The organism is Enterococcus sp. DIV1537a, from assembly GCF_051712085.1.
GTDB lineage: Bacteria > Bacillota > Bacilli > Lactobacillales > Enterococcaceae > Enterococcus > Enterococcus faecalis.
The window spans coordinates 2,334,543-2,351,212 of record NZ_JBIOOE010000001.1 but is presented as its reverse complement, the minus strand read 5'-3'; the positions used below and the strand labels follow the sequence as shown (position 1 = coordinate 2,351,212).

Here is a 16,670-nt window from a genome sequence, read left to right as displayed (position 1 = left end):
AGAAAAGGGGAATCAGCTTGTTTTTTAAGAACACTTTCTATAAACTTAACAGAAAAGGGGTTGAAGGTGTACATGGAGAAAAACAAGTTGAGAAAAGTGGGCTTAACTGCCCTGGAATGGCTAAAACAACATCCAGAAATTAAACAACATAAAGAATCAAGTCTCTATGAACAGTTGTTTGCTAGTCAGCAATGGCAACAAGCACAAACAATCGGAATGATTCGGTCGTTACCGCTAGAATTATCAACACAGCCAATTTTCGAACGGGCCATGCAAGAGGGCAAGCAAGTGGCGGTGCCACGAACATTTAAAGGAGGCAAAATGCACTTTTATCAAGTCTTTCCAGAGACGGTTTATGACACCAGTGCATTTGGCGTGGAAGAACCTCCGTTAACAGCGGCAGAAATAACAGCTACAGCGATTGATTTATTGATTGTGCCAGGGATTGTTTTCAATCGTGCTGGCTATCGAATAGGCTTCGGCGGTGGTTTTTATGATCGTTATTTGGAACATTTTTTGGGCCATTCATGTAGTTTAGTTTTTAGTGAACAACTCCATGAACAATGGCAACCAGAAGCGTTTGATCAGCCAATCGAACAATTATTTATACAATAGGAGGAATGGAATGAATTATCAAACAGAAATGAAATTGAAACGGCTAAAAAATCAGCCGTTCATTACGTATGCCCTTTTAGGTATTTCAATCATTGTTTTCCTTGGATTGGAATTAACTGGAGGATCAGAAAATATTTTAAACTTAGTTAATTGGGGGGCAATGGTTCGTCCACTGGTAGCTCAAAATCATGAATACTGGCGGTTTATCACGCCAATGTTTCTTCACATTGGGTTTATGCATATTATTTTGAATATGGTTACTCTTTATTATATCGGCGCACAGGTTGAGGCAATTTATGGACATTGGCGCTATTTGGGAATTTATTTATTGAGTGGGATTGCTGGAAATATCGCCAGTTTTGCCTTTGGGACACCCAACAGTGTCTCAGCGGGTGCTAGTACAGCGCTTTTTGGTTTGTTTGGCGCATTTGTTATTTTAGGACGCCATTTTAGAGACAATCCAGCGATTATGTATATGGTGCAACGCTATTCAATGTTTATTGTGATTAATTTGTTATTTAACTTGTTTAGTAGCTCTGTAGATATGATGGGTCATGTTGGCGGTCTAATTGGTGGACTATTAGTAGCGACGGCTTTTGCTGTTCCAAATCGTGAAGAAGCATTTAATAAGCACGAGCGAATTATGGCCACGTTAATTTTTATTTTTCTTGTCGTAATTTGTCTGTTATTGGGTTTTAAAAAATACGGTTTACCTGTATAATAAGGAAGTGTTTTCGTATGGAAACGTTATATGATGTACAACAACTTTTTAAACAGTTTGGGATGTATATTTATGTCGGTGCACGGATTTATGATATTGAGTTAATGATGATTGAATTAAAAAAATTGTATGAAGGTCAATTGGTAGACCGAGATACGTATTTACAGGCCCGGCATATTTTGCAAAGAGAGCATCGAATAGAAGAATCTAGAGGGAAGCAGAAAGGAATCGACTAAATGGATAAGAAGATTATTGGGATTGATTTAGGTGGAACGACCATCAAATTTGCTATTTTAACAACCGATGGCGTTGTTCAACAAAAATGGAGTATTGAAACGAATATTTTAGAAGATGGCAAGCACATTGTGCCATCAATTATTGAAAGTATTCGTCACCGTATAGATCTTTATAATATGAAAAAAGAAGATTTTGTGGGAATTGGTATGGGAACACCAGGAAGTGTCGACATTGAAAAAGGAACTGTTGTAGGTGCCTATAATTTAAACTGGACGACTGTACAGCCTGTCAAAGAACAAATCGAATCTGCTTTAGGAATTCCGTTTGCCTTAGATAATGATGCCAATGTTGCCGCTTTAGGTGAGCGTTGGAAAGGCGCGGGGGAAAACAATCCCGACGTGATTTTTATTACTTTAGGAACAGGTGTCGGCGGAGGCATTGTTGCAGCAGGAGAATTGCTCCACGGTGTTGCTGGCTGTGCTGGTGAAGTTGGGCATGTGACGGTTGATCCTAACGGCTTTGACTGTACCTGTGGGAAACGTGGCTGTTTAGAAACCGTTTCTAGTGCCACTGGTGTCGTTCGTGTTGCACGTCATTTATCAGAAGAGTTTGCAGGTGACTCTGAACTGAAACAAGCGATTGATGATGGACAGGATGTTTCAAGTAAAGACGTTTTTGAATTTGCCGAAAAAGGCGATCATTTTGCTTTAATGGTTGTGGATCGTGTTTGCTTCTATTTAGGCTTAGCCACAGGAAACTTAGGTAACACGTTAAATCCAGATAGCGTGGTTATCGGTGGAGGTGTTTCTGCAGCAGGAGAATTTTTACGTAGTCGTGTCGAAAAATATTTCCAAGAATTTACTTTCCCACAAGTTCGAAATAGTACAAAAATCAAATTAGCAGAGCTAGGTAATGAGGCCGGCGTCATTGGTGCCGCTTCACTAGCATTACAATTTTCAAAAGAGAAATAGAGAGGGCTTTTTAGAATGAGTATTTTATGGGTAATCAATGGCATTTTGCTAGTTATTGTACTAGCGATGGTATTCAATGAATTATATTTGAAAATTATGGTGAAACGTTCAGCAAAAATGCTGACGGAAGAAGAATTTAAAGAAACAATGCGTAAAGCACAAGTGATTGACGTTCGTGAGAAAGATACATTTGATGCTGGGCATATTTTAGGGGCGCGCAGCATGCCATACAGCATGTTAAAAACAACAATTGGTTCTCTTCGTAAGGATCAACCTGTTTATCTTTATGATCAGAAGAAAGCTTTAAGTATCCGAGCAGCTAATTTATTACGCAAAAATGGCTATACTGATATTTATATTTTAAAAGGCGGCTATGATGGCTGGACTGGGAAAGTGAAAAAGAGAAATAGTTAATAACAAAAAGAGTTGGTCTTCATTGAGACCAACTCTTTTTGTATAGGAAAGCTTAATAGAGATGTTGCTTTTTGTCAGTCCTCACTTTTTGAGCTACAATAAAGAGAAGAGGTGAAGGCAGATGATTCAAATCAAGCGAGCATATGAAGCACCGACAGAGCAAGATGGCTACCGTGTTTTAGTTGACCGTATTTGGCCACGAGGAAAATCCAAGGAATCTGAAAAGTTAGATGAATGGCTCAAAGAAGTGGCCCCAAGTACAGAGTTACGGAAATGGTTTAATCATGAAGTAAATAAATATCCCGAGTTTAAACAAAAATACCAAGAAGAATTGAAACACGAGCCAACTGCCACAGCATTTAAGCAGTTACAGACGATTGTAAAAAATCAGCCAGTAGTCACGCTGGTCTATGGGGCGAAAGATACAGTGCATAATCAAGCGGTTGTCTTAAAAGAATTATTAGAAAAATAGAGTAGGTGATTGGATGAAAATTGCAATTGTAGGTGCTGGACCCAGAGGCTTATCAGCTGCAGAACGAGTCATTGAATGGGCTCGTAAAACGGAAATAAATGTTCAGCTCACATTGTTTGATCCATACGGTCCAGGTGGGAAAATTTGGCGAGCAGAGCAACCTAATTATTTATTAATGAACACCGTGATTAGTCAAGTCACTTTATTTACAGATGAATCTTTTAGTGGCGAAGGACCAATTGTCAAGGGCCCCACTCTCTATGAATGGACCCAAACAGAAGCTGCGCAGTACATTCAACAGCAACAACCCTATAATTATCTTAAGTTGTTGAAAGAATGTCATCGCCTTGGACCGAATGATCACTGCTCGAGGGCTTTTTATGGCATGTACCAAAAATGGTTTTATACGTATTTAGCCACGCGGTGTAACGAACAAACATCGCTGACGTTTTTTAAAGAGCCAGTAACTGCTGTGCGAGCAGGAGAGGATAACTATTATGTGTATACCCAATCCATTGAGTTTACGGCAGACAAAGTAATTTTAGCTTTGGGTCACCAAGAAAATGAATTAACGACTGTTGAACAAGAGCTTGCGGACTACGCCAAGGAGCATCGTTTGTTTTATTCTTCTCCTAAAAATGCGGCGGATGCTTTATTGGCACTTGCCAATATACCCGCAAAACAACCCGTTGTGTTAAAAGGCTTAGGTTTGGCATTTTTTGACTATTTATCTGCCTTGACGATTGGCCGCGGGGGTGTTTTTTCTCGTCAAAATGGCCGCTTACGTTATGAACCTTCTGGAAGAGAGCCTATTATTATTGCTGGTTCTGGTCGCGGTTTTCCTTCTCATCCTCGAGGGATTAATCAAAAAGGTTACGGGGAAACCTATCAGCCTGTTTTTTTAACCGAAACGTATTTAGCTGAATGTCGTAAAAAAGGACAGGTTACAGGTGCAGAGTTTTTTTGGTATTTAAAAAAAGAAGTGGAATATGTGTATTACACTTGCTTAATCGAAGAAAAATATCCGCATCTTTCTAAAGAGGCCTTTCAACAGCTGTTTATTCAAACCAAGGGAGCGTCGGAAAGCTTAGACCACTTTGAAAAACAAGATTGGTTTGATTGGCAAGCGTTAGAACATCCTGAAACAAAGAAAACCACTCATGAAAGTTTTCGTTCGTTTTTACTAGAGTATTTAAAATGGGATATTCAAGAAGCAGAGAAAGGCAATCTTAGCGGTCCTTTGACCACTGCTTTAGACAGTTTAAAAGATTTAAGAGATCAGATTCGCTTTGTTTTGGATGAAGGATTATTAACGAATGACGAGAGTCAAAAGTGGTTGTGGCATTGGTTTACCCCGTTGAATACCTTTTTGTCAGTGGGACCTTCTGTTGAAAGAACAGAAGAGCTACAGGCGTTAGTTGAACTGGGATTGGTCACGATTCTGGGGCCAGAAATGCGTGTCGAAATGAAAGCGGGTCAATTTATTACTTATGCTAATTTGTTTCCGGAAAATCGGTATAATAGTCACTTTTTAATTGAAGCACGCATTCCCAAAGTTAATAATGAAAAAAGTTTGAATCCTTTAACGAGGCAGTTGTTAGCCGATAAGCTAGCTACGCTCCATCAACTGGCATTAGCCGATGGTCAAATAGTCAAAACAGGTGCACTCTTGATTGTGCCTGCCACGAATCAAGTCATCACAAAAGATGGACAGGTGGCGACAGGCCTTTTTAGTTGTGGTATTCCAACAGAAGGTATTCATTGGTTAACAGCCGCTGCAGCTCGTCCTGGTGTGGATCCTTGGAATATGCGCGATATGGATCGGATTGCTGCTACTATTTTTAATAGTTAAGAAAAATAGTCAGCTCCTTTGGTAAAAAAGAAAGCATAACAAGTGGTCATCCATCGCTTTGATGGATGACCACTTGTTATGCTTAAGAGAATCAACAGAGCCAGAAGCGCTTCTGTTGATTTCTTGGCGTTAGATTTTTTATCTCAACGTCACAGCTATTTTTTAACGTGCAATACGTTTACGCATCGCTTTTTTACGGTTTTCTTCAATCATATCTTCTTTTTCTTCAATTGGATCAATGACTGTTTTTTTAATAGTTGTAGCCACACCGGCTAAAGCAGCAACTGTGATAGCAGTACCGACTAACATACCTGATACAAATTTTTTCATCGTTCATTCCTTCTTTCAAATTGTATTTGTTTCTATTATGACGGAAAAAAGCAAAAAAATCCAATAGTTACAATGATTTTTCATAAACTCTACGACTAATTTAGAGATTTGTTAAAATTTACCAAGTCTTTTCTGTATTTTGATAGGAAAAATGAATAAGGAGAAATGGCCAAATTAAATCCTGTTTACAAAATGAAATAATTCAGAAGTAAACCTTATTTAATGGTACAATAGAAAAAGAAATTAGAGAGAAAAAGGAGCGTATTTATGTCTATTTTAGTATTAGGTGGCGCAGGCTACATCGGCTCACATGCCGTCGATCAATTAATTTCAAAAGGATATGCCGTTGTGGTTGTTGATAATTTATTAACGGGGCATCGTTCAGCAGTTCATGAACAAGCGACTTTCTATGAAGGCGATATTCGTGATAAAGCTTTTTTACGTAGTGTCTTTGAAAAGGAATCAATTGAAGGGGTGTTGCACTTTGCGGCCAATTCTTTAGTAGGAGAATCCGTGGAGCAACCGTTAATGTATTTCAATAACAATGTTCATGGCACTCAAATTGCCTTGGAAGTCATGCAAGAATTCGGAGTGAAACACATTGTTTTTTCTTCCACAGCGGCCACTTATGGAGAACCAAAAGCAATGCCTATTACAGAAGAAACCCCAACGAATCCTAAAAACCCGTATGGGGAAAGTAAATTAATGATGGAAAAAATCATGAAATGGTGCGACAACGCTTATGGAATGAAATATGTTGCTTTGCGTTATTTTAATGTTGCAGGAGCAAAAAAAGATGCCTCAATTGGTGAGGATCACACGCCAGAAACGCATATTGTGCCAATTATTTTACAAGTGGCATTGGGCCAACGAGCAGAGCTAAGCATTTTTGGGGATGATTATGATACACCAGATGGCACGTGCATTCGAGATTATGTTTACATTGAAGACTTGATTGCAGCACATATTTTGGCTTTAGAATACTTGAAAAATGGCGGCGAAAGTGACGTCTTTAACCTGGGTAGCAACAACGGCTATTCTGTTAAAGAAATGTTAGATGCTGCACGCGAAGTGACAGGTCAAGAAATCCCTGCGACAATCGCGCCACGCCGAGCAGGGGATCCTAGTACGTTAATTGCTTCTAGTGAAAAAGCCAAACGAGTTTTAGGCTGGCAACCAGAAGTAACTGAGGTCAAGGACATTATCGCTACCGCTTGGCAATGGCATCAAGCTCATCCACATGGATATCAAGAAAAGTAATAGGAGGAATGAATCGATGACCACGAGTCAAATGATTGCCGATTTTACCACACTTGCTATTCAAGCAGGTGGTTGGATGGAATTGGACCGCTTATATCTTCAGAACCGTTTATTATCAATGATTGGTGAACAAGAATTAGGCGAAGTAGACATACGGCCTGTGGCAACACCCGCCGCTGATTTGGCGGAACAATTGTGTCAAATTGCGAGTGCCAACCAACTTGTAAAAACAGAGCAACAAAAAGAACAGTTCATGGTGCAATTGATGGATTTGTTAACACCGCCACCTTCTGTGGTTAATGCTTTTTTTGCACAACATTATGCTAAAGAGCCACAAGAGGCTACCGAGTATTTTTACCAACTTTGTCAAAAAAACGGTACGGTCATTGAACAGGAAAAACCTGTTGTTTTTTCAACAGTCTATGGTGATTTTTTAGCAAATAAGGTCCACAGTGAGGCGCCAAAAGCAACGCTCTCTGCACAAAACTATCCCCGCTGTGAATGGTGCATGGCAACAGAAGGCTACCAGGGAAGTCAGCAATTTCCTGCGACTACGAACCATCGAGTGATTCGAATGAACTTAGATGGCGAAAGCTGGGGGTTTTCCTTTGTAAAACAGGCACAATATCAGCAACAAGGTGTGATTGCGTTTGAAAAACATCAGGCAGCGAAACGTTCAGTTAAGACTTTTCAGCAATTGTTGAAAATTGTTGAGGTCTTTCCTCATTATTTTGCTGGGATTGATGCTGACTTTGAACAAAATGAGCATGTCTATTATCAAACGGGGCTGAAACAATTTCCATTAGCCGAAGCGAGCATTTCAGAATATGTTGAGTTAGCTAACTATCCTTTAATCAACGCAGGAATGGTGAATTGGCCAGTTGCGACATTTCGTCTAGAGGGACCGAATGCGTCAGAAGTTGCCCAAGCCGCAAATGCTATTTTTGAGCAGTGGCAAATGCTAAAACTGCCAACGGATGAGATACAAATCGTTGCCCGACGAAAAGAACTTTTATATGTCATGGACTTAATTTTTAGTCGACCTCAAGCAAAGCCTTCGTTAACGTTAGCAGAAGTCCAAGGTTTAACGACTTGGAACAACCAGAAAACGCAGGCACTTGAAACGGTCGCTTCAGCGTATCAACAGCGATTAAAAGAAGCCAGTGCGTTTGCAGAAACAAGTGAAGGAAAAGCGGCTTTTTTAGCAATGGTTGCGCCAGTGACTCATTAAAAGAAAAAAGATGCCGAATGACTAAAAATCACGTATAATAGATAAGAATGAAAAATAAGGGAGGGTAAAAAATGGCTTATCAAGCACTTTATCGGGTCTGGCGTTCACAACGTTTCGATGACGTAGTAGGACAAAAAGCAATTACTCAGACACTGAAAAATGCGATAGTGCAAAAGAAAACATCTCATGCCTATTTATTTACTGGCCCTCGTGGTACAGGTAAAACCAGTGCCGCAAAAATTTTCGCTAAAGCGATTAACTGTAAACATAGTCAAGATGGTGAACCTTGTAATGTTTGTGAAACCTGTGTAGCCATTACGGAAGGTCGTTTAAATGATGTCATTGAAATTGATGCGGCGAGTAATAATGGCGTGGAAGAAATCCGTGATATTCGTGATAAAGCAAAGTATGCACCGACACAAGCCGAGTACAAAGTTTATATTATTGATGAAGTTCATATGCTATCAACAGGCGCGTTCAATGCACTTTTAAAAACCTTGGAAGAACCGCCACAAAATGTTATTTTTATCTTAGCAACGACTGAACCACACAAGATTCCGTTAACGATTATCTCACGGACGCAACGCTTTGATTTTAAGCGAATTAGTACGCAAGATATCGTCGATCATATGGCCCATATCATGCAGGAAATGGCTCTCGATTATGAGGAACAAGCCCTTTATGTGATTGGGCGTGCTGCGGAAGGTGGGATGCGAGATGCCTTGAGTATCTTGGATCAAACGATTTCCTTTAGTGATGAAAAAGTAACACTGGAAGATGCAATGCAAGTGACAGGCAGCCTAACCTATGAAATGATGGATCATTATATTCAGTGTTGTGTCGCCGGTGATGTTGAACGAGCATTAGAAGGCTTGGAAAGTATTTTAGGCGAAGGCAAAGAAGCGCGCCGTTTCTTAGAAGATTTGTTATTATATTGTCGAGATTTGCTGATGTATCAGCAAGCACCGAAGTTATTAGCAGAAAAAGCAGGAACTTTGACAGAAGCATTTAAGGAACTAGCTACACAAACGCCTGCTGAAAAAATCTACCAACTAATCCAAATTTTAAGTGACACACAAAATGAGATCCGCTTTACCAACAATGCGAATATCTATCTGGAAGTAGCCACTGTCAAATTAGCTAAAACGGTGCAACCCAATAAACACAACACGCCAGAAACAGCTAATCAAGATGGTAGTGCAGAGGGAAATCCAGAATTAGCAGATTTACAAAATCAAATCGGGCAACTGAAGAAAGAACTGGCTGAATTAAAGAAACACGGTGTAGCTGCCAAAGAAGCAGATGCGCCACGTCAACAAGCACGACCACAAGCGCCAAAAAGTTCGTTCCGTGTACCCACAGAACGGGTATATCAAGTCTTAAACGAAGCGACTAGAACACATTTAATGAATGTGAAAAATGTCTGGGAAGACTTACTGCAAACATTATCTGTGACTCAACGAGCGATGCTCAAAGCTAGTGAACCTGTCGCAGCGAGTCCTAAGGGCATCGTGGTGGCATTTGACTATGAGATTGTTTGTGCTCGTGCAACAGACGATGAAGAGATGCAGTTAGCTTTCAATAATAATTTAAGCCGTTTGATGGACTATACACCAGAAATGGTCTGCATTACTAGAGAAAGCTGGCCAAAACTAAGACAAAGTTTTATTAACCAAAATCAGGGCAGTTTGAATCATTCTGAACCTGAAAATGAAATGGCTCGTCTAGCGGACGAACCGCCTGTAACAAATGAACATTCACAAGAAAATCCAGTAGTAGATGAAGCAATCGCTATGTTTGGTGAAGAGCTTGTCGAAGTACTAGATGATTAATACGAAGGAGTAGAGGAATTATGATGCGAGGAATGGGCAACATGCAAGGCATGATGAAACAAGTACAAAAAATGCAAAAAGAAATGGCCAAAGCGCAAGAAGCACTAAATGAAAAAGAATTTATCGGTGAAGCCACCAATCAACTTGTGACAGCGACCTTTACTGGTGATCGCACAATGAAAGATTTGATCATTAAAGAAGACGTGGTTGATCCTGAAGACGTTGATATGCTACAAGATTTAGTCATTATGGCTGTCAACGACGCGTTAGTAAAAATTGAAAAAGAAACCGAAGCAACTTTAGGCAAATACACCAAAGGAATGCCAGGATTCTAAAAAATAAGACAAACGAAAGTATGAAAAACGTCATGCCCAAAAAATCGAACTTTTTGGGCATGATGTTTTTTCTGTTTTTGTGGGAAAACTCTTTGGCAATTTTAGTAGTCGCTTCCAAAAAACTATGCTATACTAAAGCCAATTGAAGAGAAACATTTGGGGTGCTATTAGCTGAGATTATACCCATGGAACCTGAAACAGTTAGGACTGGCGCAGGGAAATGTCTTGAAATTTTGACCGATTATTGCACCCAACTACGTTTATTTGTGGTTGGGTTTTTCTGTCTTTTTCAGTCGCGCCTCCTTTTGCTTCTCGCAGAAAGGAGTTTTTTTACGTGGAAAAAAATCGAATCCACAGAGTTACGTTACTAGCTTTAATGATTGCGATGGACGTCGTATTATCGCCGTTAATGCGAATTGAGGGAATGGCCCCTATGTCCAGTGTCATGAACATTATTGCCGGAGTTTTATTAGGTCCTCTTTACGGAACGCTCATGGCACTTGTCTGCGGCTTAATCCGTATGACATTCTTAGGTATTCCGCCATTAGCGTTAACAGGTGCCGTCTTTGGCGCGTTTTTTGCTGGTTTATTTTATCAATGGGGACAAAAATTAGGCTGGTCGATGCTAGGGGAAATTTTTGGTACAGGCATCATTGGCTCGTTATTGTCCTATCCTGTAATGGTTTGGTTTACTGGCAGTAAGCAGAATTTTTATTGGTTCATTTATACACCACGATTTATTGGTGCCACACTGATTGGTTCAGTGATTGCTTGGCTTGTCTTAGTAAAACTGAAAGAAACTCGGGTATTTAAACAAACACAGGAATTATTTTTGGGAGGGTACTTTTATGAAAACAAGCGTTAAGTTTGAAACGATTTTTCCACTGACAACGGCACCATTAATTCAGTGCATTACGAATGAAATTACGTGTGAGTCTATGGCGAATGCATTACTTTATATTGATGCTAAGCCCATTATGGCAGATGATCCCCGGGAATTTCCGCAGTTGTTTCAGCAAACCAGTGCCTTGGTTTTGAATTTAGGCCATTTATCACAAGAACGAGAGCAAAGCTTGTTAGCAGCTAGTGATTATGCTCGGCAAGTGAATAAACCGACCGTAGTCGATTTAGTCGGTTATGGCGCCAGTGATATTCGGAGTGAAGTCGGGGAAAAGCTGGTGCACAATCAGCCAACCGTTGTGAAAGGGAATCTTTCAGAAATGCGGACTTTTTGCCAGTTGGTGAGTCATGGCCGAGGAGTGGATGTCAGCCCTTTGGATCAAAGTGAAGAAGCAATTGAGGAGCTGATTCAAGCTTTACGTCAACAAACACAAAAGTTTCCCCAGACGGTATTTTTAGCAACAGGGATTCAAGATGTTTTGGTTAGCCAAGAGCAAGTGATTGTCTTACAAAATGGCGTTCCTGAGTTGGATTGTTTCACTGGCACGGGCGATTTAGTCGGCGCATTAGTTGCCGCTTTATTAGGTGAAGGCAACGCGCCAATGACTGCGGCAGTAGCCGCAGTGAGCTATTTTAATCTTTGCGGAGAAAAAGCCAAGACTAAGAGCCAAGGGCTGGCCGATTTTCGCCAAAATACGTTAAATCAGTTATCTCTTTTAATGAAGGAGAAGGATTGGTTTGAGGCGGTGAAAGGACGAGTGCTATGAGAGAGCAATTGAAAGTTTATTTGGTGACAGGCCGGTATGATTTTAGTGATACTGAATTTTTAAAACGAATTGAAACTGCTTGTCGCAGTGGAGTGACATTGGTCCAACTGCGCGAAAAGGAAGTGTCAACACGGCGCTTTTACGAATTAGCAGTGAAAGTTAAAGTGGTAACAGATGCGTATCAGATTCCGTTGATTATTAATGATCGTGTCGATATTTGCTTGGCAGTGGATGCAGCAGGTGTGCATATAGGGGATGATGAATTACCGGTTGCTCTTGTGCGAAAACTGGTTGGGTCCACAAAAATCGTAGGTGTTTCAGCCAAAACGGTGGCACGAGGAGTTGAAGCGGAAAACGAGGGCGCCGATTATTTAGGCGTGGGCGCAATTTTCCCCACAACGACTAAGGACAGTCCGTTAACTTCTTTGCAGACACTTTCTGAAATTGCCGCAGCAGTCACGATTCCTGTTGTAGCGATTGGTGGAATCAAAGAAGAAAATATAGAACAACTTATGGGAACGGGAGTGGCTGGTGTTTCACTGGTCAGTGAAATTATGCTGGCTGAACAGATAACCGAGAAAGTTCAAGGGTTGATGCGTGTAACGGAGCGAATGTTGGAGGCGAGAAAATGACCGAATATAATTTGACACCACAAGTAGTCACGATTGCTGGTTCTGATTCTGGTGGGGGAGCTGGCATGCAAGCAGATTTAAAAACATTTCAAGCACGGCAGGCATTTGGCTTAAATATTGTCATTGCATTGACGGCACAAAATACGTATGGCGTACAAGATAGCTTACCGATTCCTAGTTCATTTATTGATGCACAATTTCAATCACTGGCGGCTGATTTTAAAATTGGGGCAGCGAAAACGGGGATGTTAGCAGATAGTGAGCGTGTCGAAGCTGTCGTTCGTAATTTACAGAAAGTTGATTTTGGTCCGTTGATTGTCGATCCTGTAATGGTGGCTAAAGGTGGACATCATTTGTTAGAAGCCGAGGCAGTTCAAACAATTAAAGAGCAACTGTTGCCACTAGCAGCGGTCGTGACACCTAATTTACCAGAAGCGGAAGTTTTACTAGAGACGACCATCAAGACAGAGCAAGAAATGCAGACCGCAGCAAAAAAATTACAACAATTGGGCACAAAAAATATTATTATGAAAGGCGGGCATAGCACAAATCAACAAGCGGCTGATTATGTGTTAATGGAAGACGGTTCGAGCTTTTGGCTAAGTGCACCACGAATTGTAACGAAAAATACTCATGGAACAGGAGATACTTTTTCAGCGTGTATCGCAGCCGAATTAGCAAAAGGTACGCCGTTAGAAGCGGCGATTGTGATTGGCAAACAGTTTATACAAGGGGCCATTAGCCAAGCAATTTCTGTTGGACATGGTCACGGACCTACTAATCATTGGGCCCAATTAACGCAAGATATTCAAGTTATTAAAGCATAAGAAGAGCCTGGGGAAAAATCATTTTAGATTTTTCCCCAGGCTCTTAAATAGCTTAAAGCTCTTTTTTGATATAGTTTATAAACGTTTTGTTCACTAATCTTCACATTTTAAATAAATTTCTTGGCCTTGTTCTTGCAAATGAGCCACGTGGGATTCTCCCCAATTACATAAGTTATCTAAGACAGCAGAGAGGCTTTGACCATAATCGCTTAAATAATATTCGACTTTTGGTGGAACTTGGTTGTAAACTTTCCGCTCGATAATGTTGTCTTCTTCGAGTTCCCGTAATTGTTGTGTCAGCATTTTTTGACTAATGCCAGTAATACCGCGTTTTAAATCGCTGGGGCGCATGGCGCCGTGCCGTAAATTACACAGAATAATTGGTTTCCATTTACCGCCAATAACATCCATCGTTGCTTCGACACCAATCGCATATGTACGAGTTTCCAAAAAACATTCCTCCTTAATAGGTTGATAATAAACAAAAGTTACTAAAAGGTACTTATGATACAAAAAAGTAGGTACTTATCAAAAATTCAATCTTAGTATATAGTAATTTTTGTTGAAATTCAAATGTTTTTTAGGAGGAAGAGAATGGAAAAGAAAATTTCACCAAATTTAACGCTCTTTGCATTAGCTATCAATGCTTTCGCAATCGGTTCAACAGAATTTATTAGTGTGGGTTTATTACCAATGATTGTTAAAAGTTTTCATATTAGTCTTTCCCAAGCAGGTTTGACTGTTTCTTTGTACGCTTTAGGTGTGACGATTGGGGCGCCGTTATTAACAATTTTGACAGGAAAATGGAATCGTCGCTCATTAATGCTGGGGATTATGATTCTTTTCATTAGTGGGAATTTAATTGCTGCGTTTGCGCCAACGTTTATTATTTTATTGGTAGGGCGGATACTTTCTGCATTGGCGCATGGCATTTTCATGTCTGTTTCGACTGTCATCGCCGCAGATGTTGTGCCGCCATCACGTCGAGCCAGTGCCATTGCTATTATGTTTACGGGCTTAACGGTTGCAACAGTGACTGGCGTACCTTTAGGGACGTTTATTGGGCAACAAACAGCTTGGCATATGTCCTTTCTTTTTATAGCCAGTATTGGCTTGGTGGGACTGATTGCTAGTTATTTTTTAGTTCCCAAAAATTTACCGATACCAGGGAAGGTTGACTTAAAAGGAATCACGCGGATTTTTACGAACAAACCCCTCGTTTTCTCTTTTCTAATTACTGCTTTTGGTTATGGTGGAACGTTTGCTGCATATACGTACTTGTCACCGTTATTGGAAAATTTAGGCTTTTCAGCCAATGCGGTAGTGATTATTTTAGTTGTTTATGGCGTAATGGTCGCAATTGGCAATACAGTAGGTGGTCACTGGGCAAATAAAAAACCTTTAGATTCGTTAGTAAAAATGTTTAGCTTATTAATTCTGTCCTTAGTCTTTTTATTCATTACTGTTTTAATGGATAACAGTCTTCTAGGCTTATTAGGAAGTTTGATGTTGGGTCTATTTGCCTTTATGAATGTACCTGGTTTACAACTATATGTTGTAGAATTAGCGGAAAAGTATGTTCCAGAAGATATCACTTTGGCCTCAGCTTTTAATATTGCAGCCTTTAATATTGGGATTACCGTTGGCTCAATGACAGGTGGGATGGTCACAGATCATTTATCAGTAACATATACACCGATTTTTGGTGGTTTTATCGTGCTAATTGCTGTCTTGTTCGTACTTTATATTCGGAAGCAAGAAGCATAAAAAAACAACTATCTTTAGAAAACTAAAAAAAGCAGCTGGTCACTATGGAACTGACCAGTTGCTTTTTTTTAAGCTTTTTTGCGGAAATAATTCCAGCAAGCAATCAAAACAATCACTAATAAGGTTAGCAAGAAAATCAGAGAAATGAGTGAGCCCATCGTTGTCCCCTGAGCAAAATTATCTGCGTGGTCTTGAGCGATATTAATAATCGTCGCTACAATGGCCGTCGCAATAGCGCCAGAAAATTGTTGAAGTGTATTAAATAACGTATTGCCGTCGCCAAAATCTTTCTCCTCTAACAAGCTCATACCAGTCGTCATCATATTACTGTATGCAAAACCTAGACCAATCATATAGGTAACATGTCCAGCGACGAATCCTAATAAAACAGGCATCTCTAGTAAAATTGTTAAAGCTAGCCAACCGATTGTCGCCAAACTTAAGCCAAATAATATAGGTTTTTTAGCGCCGTATTGATCCAACACTCGTCCAGAAAGTGGTGCCAAAATGGCCCCGACTGTAGCACCTGGCAGCATGACTAGCCCAGCTACAAACGCATTTTTTCCAAGGACGATTTGAACAAAGTTTGGTAAGACAAAGGAAATACCTAACAATAAGAATTGACAAACTAAAAAGCCACATAAAAATAAAACGAAGGCGGGATTTTTTAAAATTGTCAAACGAACTAGTGGCTGTTCAGCCGTCGTTGCTCGTTTATAAAAAATAACAAAGCCAATAATGGCTGCCAGAAGTGAAAGCCAGCCAAACAATGTGCCAATTTTACTTAAAAACATCAACAAACCACTAAATAACAGGGCAATACCAATTAAACTAACCAAATCAAGAGTGGTGGTTTTTTTAACAGGTATTTCTGGAATAGCAGATAATCCCATAAACAAAGAAAGTAGTAAAATAGGAATTAAGAATAAAAAGATGGCGTGCCAAGACAGGGAAGATGTTAAGATTCCACCATACGTTGGACCAATGGCTGGAGCAATTGAAGTGGTCAATGTGCCTACCCCCATCATCGTTCCTCGTTTTTCCAGCGGGGTAAAGTTCAAAATAATATGAAACATCAGTGGCAAAGCAATCCCAGTGCTAGCCCCTTGGAAGAGTCGGCCTAATAACAAGATACTGAAAGATGGCGAATAGACATTAATCGCTAAACCAATCAAAAAGAAAAGATTCGCAACGATAAATAAGCGTCTTAGCGAATAGGTTTTTAATAAATAATTGGATAAGGGCACCATGATAGAAATAACTAATAAATAAATCGTTGTCACCCACTGCACGGTACCGGTGGAAACACCAAATTCCTTTGTTAATGTCGGAAAAGTTACATTCATTGCTGTTTCAATTAATACGCCAGCAAAAGACATAATTCCTGTCGCTAAAACGGCAGGGAATAATCGTACGTTTTTTTGTTCCATTTAATCACCTCTATAGTTTTCATTTTTTCGTAAAAAAATAGAAGCAGTTTCTATAAGAATAGAAACCGCCTCTCTCT

19 protein-coding genes and 1 riboswitch are annotated in these 16,670 nt (G+C 40.0%); of the genes, 16 read left to right on the top strand and 3 right to left on the bottom strand.

Features of this window, described 5'->3' with window-relative positions:
• The first annotated feature begins 72 nt into the window (after positions 1–72).
• The 7 genes from IGJ41_RS11560 to IGJ41_RS11530 all read left to right on the top strand — a co-directional run bounded on the left by IGJ41_RS11560 (position 73) and on the right by IGJ41_RS11530 (position 5,282).
• The gene (locus IGJ41_RS11560) at positions 73–615 is read left to right on the top strand and encodes a 5-formyltetrahydrofolate cyclo-ligase (protein WP_002397476.1); all 543 of its coding nucleotides are present in this window, start codon (positions 73–75) and stop codon (positions 613–615) included.
• 10 nt (positions 616–625) lie between these two features.
• Positions 626–1,336 (top strand): rhomboid family intramembrane serine protease, encoded by a 711-nt coding sequence (locus IGJ41_RS11555; protein WP_002362481.1) that lies wholly within the window; start codon positions 626–628, stop codon positions 1,334–1,336.
• A gap of 17 nt (positions 1,337–1,353) precedes the next feature.
• A complete protein-coding gene (locus IGJ41_RS11550; RefSeq protein ID WP_002356332.1) occupies positions 1,354–1,572 on the top strand; it encodes a YqgQ family protein in 219 nt (72 codons plus the stop codon).
• Positions 1,573–2,544 (top strand): ROK family glucokinase, encoded by a 972-nt coding sequence (locus IGJ41_RS11545; RefSeq protein ID WP_002356333.1) that lies wholly within the window; start codon positions 1,573–1,575, stop codon positions 2,542–2,544.
• Between the two features lie 15 nt (positions 2,545–2,559).
• Positions 2,560–2,958: a rhodanese-like domain-containing protein gene (locus tag IGJ41_RS11540; RefSeq protein WP_002356334.1), complete on the top strand. Its 399-nt coding sequence runs from the start codon at positions 2,560–2,562 to the stop codon at positions 2,956–2,958.
• A gap of 121 nt (positions 2,959–3,079) precedes the next feature.
• The gene (locus IGJ41_RS11535) at positions 3,080–3,430 is read left to right on the top strand and encodes a DUF488 domain-containing protein (RefSeq protein ID WP_002365077.1); all 351 of its coding nucleotides are present in this window, start codon (positions 3,080–3,082) and stop codon (positions 3,428–3,430) included.
• Between the two features lie 13 nt (positions 3,431–3,443).
• Positions 3,444–5,282 carry an FAD/NAD(P)-binding protein gene (locus IGJ41_RS11530; RefSeq protein ID WP_438714475.1) on the top strand — a complete coding sequence of 613 codons (1,839 nt, stop codon included), beginning with the start codon at positions 3,444–3,446 and terminating at the stop codon, positions 5,280–5,282.
• 162 nt (positions 5,283–5,444) lie between these two features.
• Here IGJ41_RS11530 and IGJ41_RS11525 read toward each other — a convergent pair whose 3' ends face one another.
• Positions 5,445–5,612, bottom strand: a complete 168-nt coding sequence (locus tag IGJ41_RS11525; protein WP_002356337.1) for a DUF3042 family protein — start codon at positions 5,610–5,612, stop codon at positions 5,445–5,447.
• A 267-nt stretch (positions 5,613–5,879) separates the two neighbouring features.
• On the opposite strand from IGJ41_RS11525, the gene galE reads away from it, so the two are divergent.
• The 8 genes from galE to thiD all read left to right on the top strand — a co-directional run bounded on the left by galE (position 5,880) and on the right by thiD (position 13,396).
• Positions 5,880–6,872, top strand: a complete 993-nt coding sequence (gene galE / locus IGJ41_RS11520; RefSeq protein ID WP_002378649.1) for a UDP-glucose 4-epimerase GalE — start codon at positions 5,880–5,882, stop codon at positions 6,870–6,872.
• On the top strand, positions 6,853–8,103 hold the full coding sequence (locus tag IGJ41_RS11515; protein WP_173963686.1) for a UDP-glucose--hexose-1-phosphate uridylyltransferase: 1,251 nt from the start codon (positions 6,853–6,855) through the stop codon (positions 8,101–8,103). Before galE ends, IGJ41_RS11515 begins: the two co-directional genes overlap by 20 nt.
• 71 nt (positions 8,104–8,174) lie before the next feature.
• On the top strand, positions 8,175–9,935 hold the full coding sequence (gene dnaX, locus IGJ41_RS11510) for a DNA polymerase III subunit gamma/tau (RefSeq protein ID WP_002356340.1): 1,761 nt from the start codon (positions 8,175–8,177) through the stop codon (positions 9,933–9,935).
• 20 nt (positions 9,936–9,955) lie between these two features.
• Positions 9,956–10,270, top strand: coding sequence for a YbaB/EbfC family nucleoid-associated protein (locus IGJ41_RS11505; protein ID WP_002384048.1), 315 nt, complete (start codon positions 9,956–9,958; stop codon positions 10,268–10,270).
• Between the two features lie 147 nt (positions 10,271–10,417).
• Positions 10,418–10,506: riboswitch (TPP riboswitch) on the top strand.
• Between the two features lie 140 nt (positions 10,507–10,646).
• On the top strand, positions 10,647–11,135 hold the full coding sequence (gene thiW / locus IGJ41_RS11500) for an energy coupling factor transporter S component ThiW (protein WP_002356342.1): 489 nt from the start codon (positions 10,647–10,649) through the stop codon (positions 11,133–11,135).
• Positions 11,119–11,937 (top strand): hydroxyethylthiazole kinase, encoded by an 819-nt coding sequence (locus IGJ41_RS11495; protein WP_438714472.1) that lies wholly within the window; start codon positions 11,119–11,121, stop codon positions 11,935–11,937. The genes thiW and IGJ41_RS11495 overlap by 17 nt, the downstream gene beginning before the upstream one ends.
• Positions 11,934–12,569: a thiamine phosphate synthase gene (gene thiE / locus IGJ41_RS11490; protein WP_002387208.1), complete on the top strand. Its 636-nt coding sequence runs from the start codon at positions 11,934–11,936 to the stop codon at positions 12,567–12,569. Before IGJ41_RS11495 ends, thiE begins: the two co-directional genes overlap by 4 nt.
• Positions 12,566–13,396 (top strand): bifunctional hydroxymethylpyrimidine kinase/phosphomethylpyrimidine kinase, encoded by an 831-nt coding sequence (gene thiD, locus IGJ41_RS11485; protein WP_104855892.1) that lies wholly within the window; start codon positions 12,566–12,568, stop codon positions 13,394–13,396. The genes thiE and thiD overlap by 4 nt, the downstream gene beginning before the upstream one ends.
• A 93-nt stretch (positions 13,397–13,489) precedes the next feature.
• Here thiD and IGJ41_RS11480 read toward each other — a convergent pair whose 3' ends face one another.
• A complete protein-coding gene (locus IGJ41_RS11480; RefSeq protein ID WP_002356348.1) occupies positions 13,490–13,846 on the bottom strand; it encodes a winged helix-turn-helix transcriptional regulator in 357 nt (118 codons plus the stop codon).
• A 144-nt stretch (positions 13,847–13,990) separates the two neighbouring features.
• Here IGJ41_RS11480 and IGJ41_RS11475 point away from each other — a divergent pair, with 144 nt between their 5' ends.
• Complete coding sequence (locus IGJ41_RS11475) at positions 13,991–15,163, top strand: MFS transporter (RefSeq protein WP_153854191.1); 1,173 nt, start codon at positions 13,991–13,993, stop codon at positions 15,161–15,163.
• A gap of 68 nt (positions 15,164–15,231) precedes the next feature.
• Here the strand turns inward: IGJ41_RS11475 and IGJ41_RS11470 are convergent, their stop codons facing one another.
• The gene (locus IGJ41_RS11470) at positions 15,232–16,593 is read right to left on the bottom strand and encodes an MFS transporter (RefSeq protein ID WP_438714469.1); all 1,362 of its coding nucleotides are present in this window, start codon (positions 16,591–16,593) and stop codon (positions 15,232–15,234) included.
• Positions 16,594–16,670: the final 77 nt, after the last annotated feature.